Origin of the sequence: Klebsiella indica, from assembly GCF_005860775.1 — a bacterium.
GTDB classification, from domain to species: domain Bacteria; phylum Pseudomonadota; class Gammaproteobacteria; order Enterobacterales; family Enterobacteriaceae; genus Klebsiella; species Klebsiella indica.
Genome location: NZ_VCHQ01000005.1, coordinates 158695 through 173367 on the forward strand (window position 1 = coordinate 158695; position 14673 = coordinate 173367).

At 54.8% G+C, this 14673-nt stretch carries 13 protein-coding genes; 2 read left to right on the top strand and 11 right to left on the bottom strand.

What is annotated here, in order from left to right:
• Positions 1-198 precede the first annotated feature (198 nt).
• Complete coding sequence (gene uspB / locus FE839_RS04190) at positions 199-534, bottom strand: universal stress protein UspB (RefSeq protein WP_138359448.1); 336 nt, start codon at positions 532-534, stop codon at positions 199-201.
• 378 nt (positions 535-912) lie between these two features.
• Here uspB and uspA point away from each other — a divergent pair, with 378 nt between their 5' ends.
• Positions 913-1350 carry a universal stress protein UspA gene (gene uspA, locus FE839_RS04195; RefSeq protein WP_138359450.1) on the top strand — a complete coding sequence of 146 codons (438 nt, stop codon included), beginning with the start codon at positions 913-915 and terminating at the stop codon, positions 1348-1350.
• Between the two features lie 83 nt (positions 1351-1433).
• On the opposite strand, the gene rsmJ is transcribed toward uspA, so the two are convergent.
• The 5 genes from rsmJ to gntX all read right to left on the bottom strand — a co-directional run bounded on the left by rsmJ (position 1434) and on the right by gntX (position 7416).
• The gene (rsmJ, locus tag FE839_RS04200) at positions 1434-2186 is read right to left on the bottom strand and encodes a 16S rRNA (guanine(1516)-N(2))-methyltransferase RsmJ (RefSeq protein ID WP_138359452.1); all 753 of its coding nucleotides are present in this window, start codon (positions 2184-2186) and stop codon (positions 1434-1436) included.
• 4 nt (positions 2187-2190) lie between these two features.
• Entirely contained in the window at positions 2191-4233 is a 2043-nt protein-coding gene (gene prlC / locus FE839_RS04205; RefSeq protein WP_138359454.1) for an oligopeptidase A, read from the bottom strand.
• 192 nt (positions 4234-4425) lie between these two features.
• Positions 4426-5742 carry a gluconate transporter gene (gntT, locus tag FE839_RS04210; protein ID WP_138359456.1) on the bottom strand — a complete coding sequence of 439 codons (1317 nt, stop codon included), beginning with the start codon at positions 5740-5742 and terminating at the stop codon, positions 4426-4428.
• A 365-nt stretch (positions 5743-6107) separates the two neighbouring features.
• Positions 6108-6683, bottom strand: a complete 576-nt coding sequence (nfuA, locus tag FE839_RS04215; RefSeq protein ID WP_138359458.1) for a Fe-S biogenesis protein NfuA — start codon at positions 6681-6683, stop codon at positions 6108-6110.
• Positions 6684-6741: 58 nt separating this feature from the next.
• On the bottom strand, positions 6742-7416 hold the full coding sequence (gntX, locus tag FE839_RS04220; protein WP_138359460.1) for a DNA utilization protein GntX: 675 nt from the start codon (positions 7414-7416) through the stop codon (positions 6742-6744).
• A 36-nt stretch (positions 7417-7452) separates the two neighbouring features.
• Here gntX and bioH point away from each other — a divergent pair, with 36 nt between their 5' ends.
• The gene (gene bioH / locus FE839_RS04225; protein ID WP_138359462.1) at positions 7453-8235 is read left to right on the top strand and encodes a pimeloyl-ACP methyl ester esterase BioH; all 783 of its coding nucleotides are present in this window, start codon (positions 7453-7455) and stop codon (positions 8233-8235) included.
• Positions 8236-8366: 131 nt separating this feature from the next.
• Here the strand turns inward: bioH and feoC are convergent, their stop codons facing one another.
• From feoC to greB, 5 genes are all read right to left on the bottom strand, one after another.
• The gene (gene feoC, locus FE839_RS04230) at positions 8367-8603 is read right to left on the bottom strand and encodes a [Fe-S]-dependent transcriptional repressor FeoC (RefSeq protein ID WP_138359464.1); all 237 of its coding nucleotides are present in this window, start codon (positions 8601-8603) and stop codon (positions 8367-8369) included.
• A 9-nt stretch (positions 8604-8612) separates the two neighbouring features.
• Positions 8613-10931, bottom strand: coding sequence for a Fe(2+) transporter permease subunit FeoB (feoB, locus tag FE839_RS04235; RefSeq protein ID WP_138359690.1), 2319 nt, complete (start codon positions 10929-10931; stop codon positions 8613-8615).
• Between the two features lie 27 nt (positions 10932-10958).
• Positions 10959-11186 (bottom strand): ferrous iron transporter A, encoded by a 228-nt coding sequence (feoA, locus tag FE839_RS04240; RefSeq protein ID WP_138359466.1) that lies wholly within the window; start codon positions 11184-11186, stop codon positions 10959-10961.
• Between the two features lie 553 nt (positions 11187-11739).
• Positions 11740-14073: a Tex family protein gene (locus tag FE839_RS04245; RefSeq protein ID WP_138359468.1), complete on the bottom strand. Its 2334-nt coding sequence runs from the start codon at positions 14071-14073 to the stop codon at positions 11740-11742.
• 113 nt (positions 14074-14186) lie between these two features.
• Positions 14187-14660: a transcription elongation factor GreB gene (gene greB / locus FE839_RS04250; RefSeq protein WP_138359470.1), complete on the bottom strand. Its 474-nt coding sequence runs from the start codon at positions 14658-14660 to the stop codon at positions 14187-14189.
• Between the last annotated feature and the right edge of the window lie 13 nt (positions 14661-14673).

Consider the following 14673-nt stretch of genomic DNA (forward strand, 5'->3'; position numbering starts at 1 on the left):
ACGAATATCGGTGTGACTGGGGACGCGTCTTTTCGGGGTCAGCGCAAGTGTGTTCAACGCAGTTAATTGTTTTGCCTGCCACGCGCGTGATGCGGCTATCGTCTGTTTTTTATGCCCCTCAACACGCGAATCGCCACAAATTCATCGCTGGTGTTATACGCATCATGAAGCCGGGATCAATTTTTTGCTTTAACCAGACTAGTGCCAGATAAGCAGGGCAATCATACTCACCAGGACCAGGCCACATAACGCGCTGGTAAGAATAAATTGCCGCCGAACCCGCTCGCAGCGACGGATAAACTCATCATCATGGTGATCGCGGTAGCGCTGGGCGTAGATATACCATACCAGACGCATCTGTTTGCTGGGTTGCCCATGCGATGTGAAAAAACCACCGCCATCAACATATTGATAGAGCAAAGGGTCACAACCACGTAGCACAATCAATAATGCACGCAGTGACGAGAAGTAGCGTGCCATATTCACCACACAAACAATACACAGGGCCCAAAACAGCGCAATAGTGCTGATCATACTTCCTCCCCGGCGACCTGTCCTCAGAGGCTTCCTCCGGGACTACCGCTCCCCAATATCAAACCGACTGTAGTGTTAAAGAGTGCGATTCCGATCACTTTTATTTATCCGACCGGCTCATTAAATAGTGTAGGAGATCAGTTAATTTTTTTACCACATCGTTAACCATTATCAATGCATAAGTCAGATATATTTGTTTAACTGTTTGTTGAACAAGGTGGATTGACGGATCGCAAGGGGCACTATAAGGTAGAAATATCTTCTACAATTAAGTCTTTAAGGACTCCCCCGCGCGTGTAGCACGCAGGACGCGGGCGAAACGGCAGCACAGGCTGTCAGGTCCAATGGTCATCGACAACTTATGGAAGGAGTAACACTATGGCTTATAAACATATCCTTATTGCAGTAGACCTGTCCCCGGAAAGCAAAGTTCTGGTCGAAAAAGCCGTTTCTATGGCTCGTCCTTATAATGCAAAAATTTCCCTGATCCACGTGGATGTAAATTACTCCGATCTCTACACCGGGCTTATTGATGTCAATCTGGGCGACATGCAGAAACGCATTTCCGAAGAGACTCACCACGCATTAAACGAACTCTCTACAAACGCCGGCTATCCGATCACTGAAACCCTGAGTGGTAGCGGCGATCTTGGTCAGGTTCTCGTTGATGCGATTAAAAAATATGATATGGATCTGGTGGTTTGCGGTCATCATCAGGATTTCTGGAGCAAGCTGATGTCTTCTGCTCGTCAGCTCATCAATACCGTTCACGTCGATATGCTCATTGTTCCACTGCGTGACGAAGAAGAGGAATAAACAGAGGGTTACTTAACTTCACTGATGACCAACGCCCGCTTATGCGGGCATTTTGCAGCCAAAAATCATCGGATAAATAATCCCTATTCCATTGTGCCGGCATAAATATCGAACCGGTGACCTTTGGTTACCACTGCGTTTGGCGTCGCGACATCCGCCAGCGGCGGCGCGTAATCCGGGCGTTTGACCACCACGCGTTTGGTCGCCAACAGACGCGCCGGTTGCAACAGACCATCAGCATCCAAATCCGCTCCCACCAGCGACTGAAACACCCGCATCTCTTTCTTCACCAGCGCGCTTTTCTGCTTATGGGGAAACATCGGATCAAGATAAACCACCTGCGGACGCGGCGTGATATCGGTCAGCGCCGTCAGACTGGAGGCGTGGATCAGTTGCAAACGCGCCTGCAACCACGAACCAATTTCCGCATCCGCATAGCCGCGCGCCAGGCCGTCGTCGAGCAGCGCTGCAACGACCGGATTACGCTCCAGCATCCGCACGCGACAGCCGACGGAAGCCAGCACAAAAGCATCGCGCCCCAGCCCCGCCGTGGCGTCGACCACATCCGGCAGGTAGTCGCCCTTAATTCCGACCGCTTTCGCCACCGCCTCGCCGCGACCGCCGCCGAACCTGCGTCGATGAGCCATCGCCCCGCCGACAAAATCAACGAAAATGCCGCCCAGCTTCGGCTCGTCACGCTTACGCAGTTCCAGATGCGCTGGCGTCATCACCAGCGCCATCGGATTATCATCATCCTGCTCCAGCCCCCAGCGAGTGGCAAGAACAGATAAGGCGCCGTCTCCGGCGCCCGTTTCATCAATTAAGCAGATCTTCACTCAATCAGCCTTTGATCCCATAATGCGCCAGCATCGCATCCAGTTGCGGCTCACGGCCACGGAAGCGTTTAAACAGCACCATCGGCTCTTCGGAACCACCGCGGCTGAGGATGTTGTCGAGGAACGACTGTCCGGTTTCGCGATTGAAAATACCCTCTTCTTCGAAGCGCGAGAAGGCATCCGCCGCCAGCACGTCGGCCCACAAATAGCTGTAGTAACCCGCCGCATAACCACCCGCAAAGATATGGCTGAAGGCATGGGGGAAACGGCCCCACGACGGCCCGGGAATCAACGCGACCTGCTGCTTAATTTCCGCCAGCGTCTCCAGAATCTTCGCGCCCTGTTCCGGGATAAATTCCGCATGCAGACGGAAATCGAACAGCCCAAACTCAAGCTGACGGAGGATAAACATCGCCGCCTGGTAGTTTTTCGCCGCCAGCATTTTATTCAGCAGTTCCTGCGGCAGCGGTTCGCCGGTTTCATAATGACCGGAGATAAACGCCAGCGCCTCCGGCTCCCAGCACCAGTTTTCCATAAACTGGCTCGGCAACTCGACCGCATCCCACGGCACCCCGCTGATGCCGGAAACCCCGGCGGTGTCGATACGGGTCAGCATATGGTGCAGACCGTGGCCGAACTCGTGGAACAGGGTGATCACTTCATCGTGAGTAAACAGCGCCGGTTTACCGTTGACCGGGCGATTAAAGTTACAGGTCAGATACGCCACCGGCTTTTGCAGCGAACCGTCCAGCTTGCGCATCTGGCCGACGCAGTCATCCATCCATGCCCCGCCGCGTTTGTGTTCGCGCGCATAGAGGTCAAGGTAGAAGCTACCGCGCAGCGCATTGTGTTCATCGTACAGTTCGAAGAAGCGGACTTCCGGATGCCAGACGTCGACATCGGTACGCTCTTTCGCGGTAATACCATAAATGCGCTTAACCACTTCGAACAGGCCATTAACGGCTTTGTTTTCCGGGAAATACGGGCGCAGTTGTTCATCGCTGATGCTGTAAAGATGCTGCTTCTGCTTTTCACTGTAGTAAGCAATATCCCACGGCTGCAGGTCATCAACGCCAAATTCCGCTTTCGCGAATGCACGCAGTTGCGCCAGCTCTTTCTCGCCCTGCGGACGGGCGCGTTTGGCCAGATCGGTCAGGAAGTCGAGCACCTGCTGCGGATTTTCCGCCATTTTGGTGGCCAGCGACTTATAGGCATAACTGTCGAAACCCAGCAGTTGCGCCAGTTCGTGGCGCAGGGCAAGAATTTCCGCCATCACCGGACTGTTATCCCATTTCCCGGCATTCGGTCCCTGGTCAGAGGCGCGGGTTGAATAGGCGCGATAAAGCTCTTCACGCAGCGCCTGGTTATCACAGTAGGTCATCACCGGCAAATAGCTCGGGATATCCAGCGTCAGCAGATAGCCTTCCTGTCCTTTCGCTTCAGCCTGCGCTTTCGCAGCGGCCAGCGCACTTTCCGGCAGCCCGGCGAGTTCCGCTTCATCGGTCACCAGCTTCGTCCAGCCCATGGTCGCGTCAAGCACATTGTTGCTGTACTGGTTACCCAGCTCAGACAGGCGCGCGGCGATTTCACCGTAGCGTTTCTGCTGCTCTTTCGCCAGGCCAATACCGGAAAGTTCAAAATCACGCAGCGCGTTATCAACCGCTTTTTTCTGCGCGGTATTCAGCGTGACGTAGTGATCGCCGTCACGGAGATCACGGTAGGCTTTGTACAGCCCTTCATGTTGCCCAACCCAGGTGCTGTACTCGGAGAGCAGCGGCAGGGTTTGCTCGTAGGCTTCACGCAATTCCGGACTGTTTTTCACCGAATTCAGGTGGCTGACCGGAGAAAAAATACGCCCCAGCACATCGTCTACTTCCGCCAGCGGCTGGCAAAGATTTTCCCAGGTGTACGGCGCACCTTGCGCCACCGCGCGCTCTACCACAGCCCGGCAATCATCCAGCGCTTTGGTGACCGCAGGGACCACGTGCTCAGGTTTGATCGCAGAAAATGGCGGCAATAAAAAAGGCGTCAGTAATGGATTGGTCATATTGCGCAGTCCTGTTGAAATAGGTAAATGAAACGCACATCCGGCGCTGTAGCATGAGATCTAGAATGGGGGATCGTTGGGTGAATTTCAATGTCGGGCACCGCCCGGAACGGGGTATTACTGCGATAAGTTTTCGCTCTGGGCTAAAAAGCCGGGACAGCCTCGCTGCGCCCGGCCTGTTTTATCCTCTGCTTACACCACCATCCCCAACAACAGGCAACCAATCAGGCCGCACACGGAAATAATGGTTTCCAGTACCGACCACGACTTGATGGTCTCGCCAATTGTCAGGTTGAAATACTCCTTAAACAGCCAGAAACCCGGATCGTTAACGTGAGAGAAAATAACGCTACCGGAACCAACGGCAATAACCATCAGTTCCGGGCTCACGCCGGTGGTGGCGATCAGCGGCGCGGCAATGCCGCCCGCAGTGATAGCCGCAACGGTCGCCGAACCCAGCGCGATACGCAGTACCGCGGCGATCGACCAGGCCATAAATAGCGGAGACATATTGGATTCATGCATGATAGAGGCGATGTATTTGTCCATACCGCTATCGACCAGCACCTGCTTGAAAGCGCCGCCGCCGCCAATAATCAGCAGCATCATGGCGATAATTTTGATCGAAGACGTCAGCGTGTCGTTAATCTGCTCCATTGAACGCCCACGATTGAGGCCGAAGGTAAACAGCGCTATCAGCACCGCGATCAGCGTCGCCATTACCGGATCGCCAAAGAACTCGGCAATCGGCAGGAAGGCATGACCTTTCGGCAGCACCATCTCAGCCACGGCGCGCGTCGCCATCAGAATAACCGGGACCAGAGAGGTCCAGACGCTGACGCCAAAGCCTGGCATCTCTTCTTCGGTGAACGTTTTCGGGTTATGCAGGCCTTCCGGAATCGGTTTATCGATCCCTTTCAGGAAGCGCGCATAAACCGGACCGGCCAGAATCACCGTCGGGATCGCCAGAATTGTACCAAACAGCAGCGTTTTACCCATATCCGCATGGAAAATGGTGGCAATCGCCGTTGGCCCTGGGTGTGGAGGCAGGAAGCCGTGGGTTACGGAGAGCGCGGCCGCCATCGGTACGCCGATATAGAGCAACGGAATACCGGCTGATGCGGCGATGGTAAAGACCAGCGGCAGCATCAGCACAAAGCCGACTTCATAAAACAGGGCAAAACCGACGGTAAAACCGGTCAGTACAACCGCCCACTGAATATGTTGTTTACCAAATTTAGCAATCAGAGTCGTGGCGATACGCTGCGCCCCACCGCAGTCCGCCAGCATTTTCCCGAGCATAGCGCCGAAGCCCATGATCAGCGCAAGGCTGCCGAGGGTTCCTCCAACGCCGTTTTTGATGGAGACAATCACTTTATCCAGAGGCATGCCCTGCATGAGCCCGACGGCAAGCGCCACCAGAACCAGAGCGATAAATCCGTTAAGCTTGAAACGGATCATCAACAATAATAACAGGGCAACACCGATAGCAACGATGACTAATGGCATGATTTACCTGGCCTTAATTTGTTATGGGTAACGTTATAGTTTCAACAATGACTTCATCCGTTCCAACAGGAACAAAAAATGTCTGGTGCCATAAAACCTGGCGTTATCCTTACCCAGAGAAAGGATAGCCGACTATTTTTTAACCTATGGCATCTGTTTTGAATGATACGGGTAACATATAAAGTTTGAGAATCACTTTGCCGGTAAAAATGTCAAATATGAGACTTAAGTCATGCTCTTTGCCCGGTTTTTGCAGAGATGTCTGGCGGGGATGTTGTGCGGTAACGCAAAAAACAGCCCAACAGCGAAGAGGCTATTGGGCCGGGAGGGTCCAGGCTGTGTTCCGTAATCCTGTGGGAAACAGCCTAGTAGTAGGAGTGCTCGCCGCGCTGGTGCTCGGTCAGATCGCGCACGCCTTTCAGTTCCGGGAATTCGTTCAGCAATTGCTTCTCGATCCCCTCTTTCAGGGTGACATCCACCATCGAGCAGCCGTTGCAGCCGCCGCCGAATTGCAGAATCGCCAGCCCGTCCTCGGTGATTTCCATCAGCGATACGCGCCCGCCGTGACCGGCTAGCTGCGGGTTAATCTGCGACTGTAACAGGTACTCGACACGCTCCATCAGCGGCGCATCGTCAGACACTTTGCGCATTTTGGCGTTTGGCGCTTTCAGCGTCAGCTGCGAGCCAAGCTGGTCGGTAACAAAATCAATTTCAGCGTCTTCAAGGTACGGCGCGCTAAGTTCATCGACATAAGCGGTCAGTTGCTCAAACTTCAGCGCAGTATCGCTGTCTTCCACCGCATCCGGCGGGCAATAGGAAACACCGCACTCGGCGTTTGGGGTACCGGGATTGATCACAAATACGCGAATTTGCGTCCCTTCTTCCTGATTTGCCAGCAGTTTGGCAAAGTGCGCTTGTGCAGCATCGGAAATACGGATCATAGCGTTGGCCTAATAGTTGACTATTTTACTGGGTTATAATACGCCCATCAGCAGGGGTCTACAAGGTACGGCATATACACCATACCTGAACCGTCGCGGCGCCGTTTCGCAAAAGCAGGCGGGATATCTCAGCGACGGTACTTCCGGTTGTGACGACATCATCCACAATGGCGATATGGTGACCCTGCACCGACAATTCAAGCTGAAAGGCGTTTTTCAGGTTCTGTTTACGCAATCTGGCGCTGAGCTGATGTTGATTGGCAGTACGACGCTGGCGTGTTAGCGCATCGCTACGCCAGGCGCAGCCTGTCCAGCGCGCCAGCGGACGGCACAGCAGATCGCTTTGATTAAACCCCCGCCGCCACTGGCGCCGTTGCCAGAGCGGGACGCTAATAATCCGGTCCGGACGAGGGAGAACCCGACTGTGATAGATTCGCAACAGGAGCAAACGCGCCAGCGCCGGCGCCAGTTCAGGCCGATGATGAAATTTCAACTGGTGAATCAGGCGGCTCAGTGGCGGACAATAGTCATTGACGGTCACCAGCCGCTGCCATGGCGGCGGTTTTTGCAGGCATCGTCCACAGGGCAACGCGCTTGCCTGAGCCGGCAGACCACACTGCGGGCAGAGCGGCACAGAAACCCGCAGCGCTGACGTGCAGCGTGAGCAGATTCCCCAGCGGGCGATGGCCAGCGGCATTTGACATAGCCAGCATAAGCTGTGTGCTGTTAGCATATTTCCCCTCATATTGTGGAAAGAGAACAGTAACTGATGAAAGAGATCTGGTGGCAAACCGCTGGTGAAGGAAACTGTCATCTTGTGCTGCTGCACGGATGGGGGCTGAATGCCCAGGTGTGGGATTGCATCGCGCCGCAACTGGCCTCGCATTTTACACTGCACCTCGTCGACCTTCCGGGCTATGGCCGCAGCGGCGGTTTTGGCACCCTGTCGCTGGAGGAGATGGCGCAGCGGGTGCTGGCCAACGCGCCAGAGAAAGCGATTTGGCTCGGCTGGAGCCTGGGCGGGCTGGTTGCAAGCCAGATTGCATTAACTTATCCGGAACGCGTACAGGCGCTGGTCACCGTCGCTTCTTCTCCCTGTTTTAGCGCTTACGCGGGCTGGCCAGGAATTAAACCCGACGTGTTGAGCGGTTTCCAGCAGCAGCTCAGCGAAGATTTTCAGCGTACCGTGGAACGTTTTCTGGCGCTGCAAACCCTGGGCACCGAGAGCGCCCGTCAGGACGCCAGGGCATTGAAAAGTGCCGTGCTGTCGTTGCCGATGCCATCGCCGGAGGTATTAAACGGCGGGCTGGAGATCCTCAAAACCGCCGATTTACGCCAGCCGTTGACGACGCTCACCATGCCGTTTTTGCGCATGTATGGTCGTCTGGATGGTCTGGTCCCGCGTAAAATCATCCCGCTTCTCGACGCCATGTGGCCGGGAAGTGCGTCGATCATCTTCGATAAAGCCGCTCATGCGCCGTTTATTTCCCATCCACAGGCGTTTTGTGCCCCACTGGTGGCGCTGAAGAATCAGTGGGAACATTGTGTTTAGCTGAATGGGATAAAAAGCTGGGCCGCAATACGTAGCCTGTTACGGTGATTGGCTCTTTTACATGTACATGGCTACCCGGAGGCGGCGAACTGCGCCTCCGGGTTACCGCACGGAGCGGTACCGTCGCCTGATCAGCGTAGCGACCACCACTCTCGCAGACAGGCCTTGCCTTCCGGGCAGTTTTTACAACTGCCGGAGAGGCAGCCCGTGGCATCTTCCGTCATTTTTACCGCTTTACCCATCGCTTCCAGGCGGAGCAGCATGGCATCAATTAACGGCTGTGGCGTGTGCAGGCGAACGCTCAGTTGCTCTGCCTCCATCCGCCCTTGCAGGGCCAGCATATTACGAACGTCAATTAACGACGCCATTATCGCTCCTTAGTGGCAATCGCCAGCCGGGCTATGGCAGCAGGAGGATGGGGTTTTTCGCGTCGCCAGCAGCGAAATCTCCACCCGGCTACGCGCTCTGCGCAACAGGCCAAAAACCACAATATTGAACACGATCACCGCCAGAATGCACGCCAGGCTATAGCGCGGATGCTGGCTGAAGCTGACGCTCTGGTAGTACAACGTGGCGATCGAATAGGCGACATTCAGCCCCCACAAAATGGAGAAGGACATCCAGCCACGGCTCGATTCGCGAGCAATCGCCCCCATCACCGAAATACAGGGAATATAGAGCAGAACGAAAATCAGGTAGCTGTATGCCGCCGCCGCGCTGCCGAATTTGCTGCTCATCACCCCCATCGCGCCGGTTTCCATTTCGCCATCGCCTTTGCTGGCTTCTATCGGGTTCGCCAGCACGCTCAGGCTGAACGTATCCTTCAGGCTCTGCCAGGTTTCATCCACTGCGGCCAGCAGCTCATCGCCAAGGTTAAACGCCTGCGGATCAAACTCCGCATTCTGGATATCTTCCGCGGTGTAGAGAGTATTCAGCGTCCCCACCACCACTTCCTTCGCCATCGCGCCGGTAAACAGGCCGACGGTCGCCTGCCAGTTATCGTCATGTACGCCAATCGGCTTAAACACGGGGGTGATGATACGGCTGACCGATGCCAGCGCCGAATCGTTAATGTTATCGACCACCTTCCCGCTTAACGAGAAGCTGTTCAGCGCGCTAAGGAAGATACTGACAACGACGATGACTTTACCCGCCCGTAGCACAAAGCCTTTCAGGCGCTGCCAGGTCTGAATAATCAGGCTTTTCACGTGTGGGACATGATACACCGGCAGTTCCATCACAAATGGTGAAGCTTCGCCGCGCATAATGGTGTGTTTCAACATTAAACCCGTGGCAATCGCCATCACGATCCCCAGTACATACAGCGAGAAGACCGCCAGCGCGCCATCCTGCCCAAAGAAGGCGGCAGCGAAAACGGCAAAAATCGCCAGCCGCGCGCCGCAGGACATAAACGGCGCCATCATAATGGTCATCAGGCGCTCACGCGGCGCATCAAGCGTACGCGCGCCCATCACCGACGGTACGTTACAGCCAAAACCAACAATTAGCGGCACAAAGGATTTTCCCGGTAGCCCCAGCGCCTGCATCAGACGGTCCATTACAAACGCCGCCCGTGCCATATAACCGGAATCTTCAAGGAAAGAGAGAAACAGGTACATCATGCCGATCTGCGGCACCAGCGGCAGCACGGTGTTGATACCGCCGCCAATCCCCTGGGCAAGAAAGACCGTCAACCAGTCCGGGAAATGCAGCGTATAGCCAATCCACTGAATGCCGTGGATAAAGATGGCCACGGAACCGGCATCGAAGAACGGCTGTAACGCGCCGCCGATATTGATCGCCAGTAAAAACATCAGATACATGACAAACAGAAAAATCGGCAGCCCAAGAAAGCGGTTGAGGATAATTTTATCCATCGCCACAGTAAAACGACTGGGTTCGACGGTCAGAGTATTGCTGACCGCATCGCAAATCGCGGCAATACTTTGGTAACGGGCATCGGCAATATGCAGCGCCGGATCGTCCAGCGCGTCATTCAAATGCGCCAGAGCGACATCCAGTTTATGGGCGGCATCACCAGCATAGGCACGGCTATAAATGTCGCCTTCGAGCATCTGCAGACTCAGCCAACGGCGCTGACGCTGGGGAATATCCTGCGCCATAACCTGTGCCAGCTTATCTGCTTCATCCAGCAGCGGTTGCGGATAGTGCACCAGCTCAATGGACTGATTTTGCTGATGACGGTCGATAGCCATTTTTAAGGTGTCGAGACCTCGCCCACGCGTGGAAACCAGGGGAATAACCGGGCACCCAAGACGAGCGGCCAACGCATCGACATCGATACGGATGTTCTGCTTTTCCGCAATATCCAGCATATTCAGCGCAACCACGCAGGGAATACCGAGTTCCAGCAGTTGCAGGGTCAGATAGAGGTTTCGCTCCAGATTCGACGCATCGACCACGTTAATCAGCATGTCAGCATCGCCACTAAGAATATAGTGACAGGCAATTTGCTCATCCAGCGAGGTTTGTGAAGAGATGGTGGTGAGAGAATAGGTTCCGGGAAGATCAACCAGCGTGACCCGACTATCCGTCGTATTGAATCCCCCTTCTTTACGCTCAACGGTCACCCCCGACCAGTTGCCGACGCGCTGACGCGCGCCGGTAAGCTGGTTGAATAATGTTGTCTTACCGGAATTAGGATTACCAATTAAACCAATGGTTAATTTTTTCATATTCATGCTCTTAGTACCGGTCAGACATTATTGTGCAACCGCTTCCAGTTCAATTAATGCAAGATCCTTTTTACGTAATACCAGGTTAACGCGTCGGGTCTCAATATGAATAGGGTCACCAAGCGGCGCGACCCGCACCACACTAAAAGAAGAACCCGGCAACATCCCAAGAGAGAGTAATTTCTGCCGATAAGCCGGACTAATATCGCGGGAGAAACCAGTGATTTTCCACACACTATCAGGAGTGAATTGCATAGGACCTACTTATATATCGCTAACCGAAAGAGAGTACTCCGTATATGCGGAGGTGCCGCCCCAGGGGCATGTGCCCGTCATACTTCAAGCTGCATATGCGTTGGCTGCGGATGACCTGGCCTACGGCCTCACGCCTTCGGAGCCAGCGTAAGCGCTGTTCAAAACGGCTCGCCGGTTTGTCACGCAACTCGAATTATTTAGGGCATAGATAACAAGGAATCAGAATAATTACTGTAAATAATGATAATGAGAATAGTTTTTATCATCAATACATATAATACGATTGACGCTATTTTTAAACAGGAAATTGAGCTTTTGTTGATATTGAGCAAACTCTATTTTGTAACGGCCACCGGGTTAATCATTTTTCTTAATGACACAATGTTTAATTATGGTTTAGTTAGTTAACAAAATGAAAATGATAATTTTTCCTGAATCATCAGGCGCAACGCATATTTATTAATAGATTATAAGAAAATATTAATAATTGTGTACGCAACAGGGTGAAGCGCTGAGGGAAATCGGCCCCTCAGCGAGAGAGGCCGGGAAGCGGTTAGCGTTTTTTACCCATTGCTGCGGCCAGCGCGTCCATCATCGCGCTATTGCCCGCAGGTTGCGCGTCGCGACCGCGCGGCTTCGCCGCTTTCGCTGCCGGACGATTACCCTGAGAGCGCTCGTTATTGCCGCCGCCGCGGCGGGCACTGGTTTCGCCCGGCTGTTCGTCCAGACGCATGGTCAGGGCGATGCGCTTACGCGCCAGGTCGACTTCCATGACTTTGACCTTCACAATATCGCCCGCTTTGACCACCGTGTGCGGGTCTTCAACGAACTTATTCGACAAGGAAGAGATGTGTACCAGACCATCCTGGTGGACGCCGATATCGACAAACGCGCCGAAGTTGGTAACGTTGGTGACCGCGCCTTCAAGAATCATCCCCGGTAGCAGATCGTTCATCGTCTCCACGCCATCGGCGAACTGCGCGGTTTTAAACTCCGGACGCGGGTCGCGCCCCGGTTTTTCCAGCTCTTTGATGATGTCGGACACCGTCGGCACGCCGAATTTATCATCGGTAAAATCCACCGCTTTCAGATTGCGCAACTCGCTGCTGTTGCCCATCAGGTCTTTTAGCGCCTGTTGGGTCGCGGCAAGAATTCGCTCAACCACCGGATAGGCTTCCGGGTGCACGGTTGAGGCATCCAGCGGGTTATCGCCATGATTGATACGCAGGAAGCCCGCGCACTGCTCAAACGCTTTCGGCCCCAGGCGGCTCACTTTCAGCAACTGCTGGCGATTCTGGAACTGACCGTTTTCATCACGCCAGGCGACGATATTCTGCGCCATCATGCGCGTTAAGCCCGCCACGCGGGTGAGCAGCGGCACGGACGCGGTGTTCAGATCGACGCCGACGGCGTTTACGCAGTCTTCCACAACGGCATCCAGTTTACGGGCAAGCTGGGTCTGGCTGACGTCGTGCTGATACTGGCCGACGCCGATGGATTTCGGATCGATTTTCACCAGTTCCGCCAGCGGATCCTGCAGACGACGAGCGATAGAGACCGCGCCGCGCAGCGAAACGTCCAGATCCGGGAACTCCAGCGCCGCCAGTTCGGAAGCGGAATACACTGATGCTCCGGCTTCGCTGACGATCACTTTCTGCGCCGTCACTTTCGGGAACTGTTTCTGCACGTCAAGGAAGAAACGCTCGGTTTCACGCGACGCCGTGCCGTTACCAATCGCCACCAGCTCAACGTTGTGTTTTTCGCACAGCGCGGCAACCGCCACCGCCGCTTTAGCCGCCTGGCCGGTATGCGGATAAATAGTATCGGTGGCGACCAGTTTGCCTGTACCGTCAACAACGGCGACTTTCACCCCGGTGCGCAGGCCCGGATCGAGGCCCATAGTCGCGCGCAGGCCAGCCGGTGCCGCCATCAGCAGGTCATGGAGGTTGCGGGCAAAGACGTTAATGGCTTCATCTTCCGCACGCTCACGCACGGAGCCCATCAGTTCAGTTTCCAGATGCATCAGCACTTTGATGCGCCATGTCCAGCTCACCACGCCTTTGCGCCAGCTATCCGCCGGAGCGTTGTTCAGACGCAGACCGAGGTGATCCTGGATGATTTGCTCGCAGTGGCTCTCTTTCGGCGGCTCATCAAATTGCGGATCGGCATTCAGCGACAGTTGCAGCACGCCTTCGTTGCGGCCACGGAACATCGCCAGCGCGCGGTGCGACGGCACGGTGGCGATCGGTTCGTGATGATCGAAATAATCACGGAATTTCGCCCCTTCCTCCTCTTTGCCACTGACGACGGTCGCCACCAGATGGGCGTTCTTCCACAGATAATCGCGCACTTTCGCCAGCAGCGCCGCGTCTTCAGCGAAGCGCTCCATCAGGATATAGCGCGCGCCGTCGAGGGCCGCTTTGGCGTCCGCCACGCCGTTGTCAGCGTTGATATATTTTGCCGCCTCCGTTTCCGGGGTGTGGGACGGGTCTGTCCACAGCAGGTCGGCCAACGGTTCAAGTCCGGCTTCGATGGCGATTTGCCCGCGGGTGCGACGTTTGGGTTTGTAGGGCAGGTAGAGGTCTTCGAGTTCGGTCTTACTTAACGTGCCGTTGATGGCGTTAGCCAGCTCATCGGTCAGCTTGCCCTGTTCGCCGATGGACTTGAGGATCGCCTGGCGACGATCGTCGAGTTCACGCAGATAACCCAGGCGGGTTTCCAGATTACGCAACTGCGTGTCATCCAGACCGCCAGTGACTTCTTTACGATAGCGTGCGATAAACGGCACGGTATTCCCTTCATCAAGCAGGCGAACGGCAGCTTCTACCTGTTCAGCCCTGGCCTGAAGTTCACCCGCAATAATGCGGCAGAGCGAATCATTCATCATGAGGTTAATTCATCTTTAGGATCAAAAATCAGGGGCATAGTTATACGGACTGACACGGCAAAATACCAGCCGCGACCACAGTCTCTCGGAATGTTCCGGCGCGGATTGCGGGCTCATTTAACGTATTCAATTTCGTTCACGTACCAGGTCGCCTCACCGGCGGGCGTGTTCACGATCGCTAAATCACCGACCGCTTTTTTCAGCAGCGCGCGCGCCATCGGCGAGTCGATAGAGATGTAATCCTTGCGACCGAAGATTTCATCGTAACCGACGATACGAAAGCGCATGGTATCGCCATCATCGTTTTCAATTTCCACCCACGCGCCGAAGAACACTCTCCCCTCCTGCTGCGGCGAATAATCAACGATTTTCAGATGTTCAAGGCATTTGGTCAGGTAGCGTACCCGGCGGTCGATTTCACGCAGGCGCTTTTTATTGTACTGATAATCAGCGTTTTCGCTGCGGTCGCCGAGGCTCGCCGCCCAGGTCACTTTTTTCGTGACCTCCGGGCGCTCTTCACGCCACAGGGTGTCCATCTCTTTTTTTAGTTTCTCATACCCTTCACGGGTGATCAGCGGCGTTCTCATCGCAGGTTCCGGC

Excerpts from the sequence above, each read along its gene's own strand:
- uspB (WP_138359448.1), bottom strand. The coding sequence starts at position 534 with ATGATCAGCACTATTGCGCTGTTTTGGGCCCTGTGTATTGTTTGTGTG.
- uspA (WP_138359450.1), top strand. The coding sequence starts at position 913 with ATGGCTTATAAACATATCCTTATTGCAGTAGACCTGTCCCCGGAAAGC.
- prlC (WP_138359454.1), bottom strand. The coding sequence starts at position 4,233 with ATGACCAATCCATTACTGACGCCTTTTTTATTGCCGCCATTTTCTGCG.
- gntT (WP_138359456.1), bottom strand. The coding sequence starts at position 5,742 with ATGCCATTAGTCATCGTTGCTATCGGTGTTGCCCTGTTATTATTGTTG.
- nfuA (WP_138359458.1), bottom strand. The coding sequence starts at position 6,683 with ATGATCCGTATTTCCGATGCTGCACAAGCGCACTTTGCCAAACTGCTG.
- gntX (WP_138359460.1), bottom strand. The coding sequence starts at position 7,416 with ATGCTAACAGCACACAGCTTATGCTGGCTATGTCAAATGCCGCTGGCC.
- bioH (WP_138359462.1), top strand. The coding sequence starts at position 7,453 with ATGAAAGAGATCTGGTGGCAAACCGCTGGTGAAGGAAACTGTCATCTT.
- feoC (WP_138359464.1), bottom strand. The coding sequence starts at position 8,603 with ATGGCGTCGTTAATTGACGTTCGTAATATGCTGGCCCTGCAAGGGCGG.
- feoB (WP_138359690.1), bottom strand. The coding sequence starts at position 10,931 with ATGAAAAAATTAACCATTGGTTTAATTGGTAATCCTAATTCCGGTAAG.
- feoA (WP_138359466.1), bottom strand. The coding sequence starts at position 11,186 with ATGCAATTCACTCCTGATAGTGTGTGGAAAATCACTGGTTTCTCCCGC.
- FE839_RS04245 (WP_138359468.1), bottom strand. The coding sequence starts at position 14,073 with ATGATGAATGATTCGCTCTGCCGCATTATTGCGGGTGAACTTCAGGCC.
- greB (WP_138359470.1), bottom strand. The coding sequence starts at position 14,660 with ATGAGAACGCCGCTGATCACCCGTGAAGGGTATGAGAAACTAAAAAAA.